This is a genomic window from Kitasatospora sp. NPDC059571, assembly GCF_042735675.1.
Taxonomy (GTDB): Bacteria; Actinomycetota; Actinomycetes; order Streptomycetales; family Streptomycetaceae; genus Kitasatospora.
Window position 1 is genome coordinate 1 of record NZ_JBHWBW010000811.1, and the last position, 1,521, is coordinate 1,521.

1 protein-coding gene is annotated in these 1,521 nt (G+C 76.5%); it reads left to right on the plus strand.

The window, feature by feature from the left end; genetic code table 11:
- Positions 1-161: 161 nt before the first annotated feature.
- Positions 162-1,397 carry a geranylgeranyl reductase family protein gene (locus tag ACFV0G_RS39245; protein ID WP_380558672.1) on the plus strand — a complete coding sequence of 412 codons (1,236 nt, stop codon included), beginning with the start codon at positions 162-164 and terminating at the stop codon, positions 1,395-1,397.
- Positions 1,398-1,521: the final 124 nt, after the last annotated feature.

The window sequence follows — 1,521 nt, forward strand, 5'->3', positions numbered from 1 at the left end:
GTCCGGGGCCCGGCGCGCGGCGCCGGCGTTCGGCTGGGGGAGCGTCAGGTGCCGCGACATGGCAGGATACGGGCGTTTTGCCCGGATGTCCGGGCGGCCGGTGCACGAAGCGGCGTCGTCCCTGGTGGCGGCGGTCGTCGGCAGGTCTAGGATGGGCGACCGTGACTGACTCCGGTAGCTCCCTCGATCTGGACCTCACCGACCGGGCCGGCGAGCCCGACCCGCTGGACGGCGTCTGGGACGTGGTCGTGGTCGGCGCCGGCCCGGCCGGCTCGTCCGCCGCCTACGCCGCGGCCGTGCAGGGGCGCCGCGTGCTGCTCCTCGACAAGGCCGAGCACCCGCGCTACAAGACGTGCGGCGGCGGCATCATCGGCCCCTCCCGGGACACCCTGCCGCCCGACTTCAAGCTGCCGCTCCAGGACCGCATCCACGCCGTGACCTTCGCCCTGTGCGGCCGGTTCACCCGCACCCGGCGCTCCAAGCGGATGCTCTTCGGCCTGGTCAACCGGGACGAGTTCGACCTGCGCCTGGTGCAGTCCGCCGAGCAGGCCGGCGCCGTGCTGGTCACCGGCGTGACCGCGACCGGCGTGGACCAGCCGGAGGACGGGGGCCGGACGGTCTTCGTCACCACCGCGGACGGGCGCCGCATCGAGGCCCGCGCGGTGGTCGGCGCGGACGGCTCCGCCAGCCGGATCGGCCGGCACGTCGGGGTCACCTTCGACCAGATCGACCTGGGCCTGGAGGCGGAGATCCCGGTGCCCGAGGAGGTCTCGCGGGTCTGGGCGGGCCGGATCCACCTCGACTGGGGCCCGCTGCCGGGCAGTTACGGCTGGGTGTTCCCGAAGACCGACTCCGGCACGCTGACCGTCGGCGTCATCTCGGCGCGCGGCGACGGCGAGCGGACGAAGCAGTACCTCGCCGACTACATCCGGCAGTTGGGGCTCTCCGGCTTCAAGCCGAGCATCGAGTCCGGGCACCTCACCCGGTGCCGGGCCGAGGACTCGCCGCTCTCCCGCGGCCGGGTGCTGGTGGCCGGCGACGCGGCCGGCCTGCTGGAGCCGTGGACACGCGAGGGCATCTCGTACGCGCTGCGCTCGGGCCGGCTGGCCGGCGAGTGGGCGGCGAAGGTGGCCGAGGCGGACGGCAGCGCGGACGTGCGCCGCCAGGCGCTGAACTACGCCTTCGCGATCAAGGCGGGGCTCGGCGTGGAGATGCGGGCCGGCAAGGTGATGCTGGGGGCCTTCGAGCGCCGCCCGCACCTGTTCCACGCCGCGGTCTGCCTGGTCACCCCTGCGTGGCGGGCCTTCGCCCGGACCACGCAGGGCCACACCACCTTCGCCCAGGTGATGCGCGAGCACCGCGCCGCCCGGAAGCTGGCGTCGGTCGCCGGTCGGTAGCCGCCGTTCGGCGGCGCGGACCCGGGCGGGGGGGCGCGCGGGGGCGCGGGGGCGCGCCGGCCGCCCGGGGCCCGCGCGCCCGGCGGCGCCGGGGCCCGGGGGGCGCTCGGGGCTGCTCGGCGGG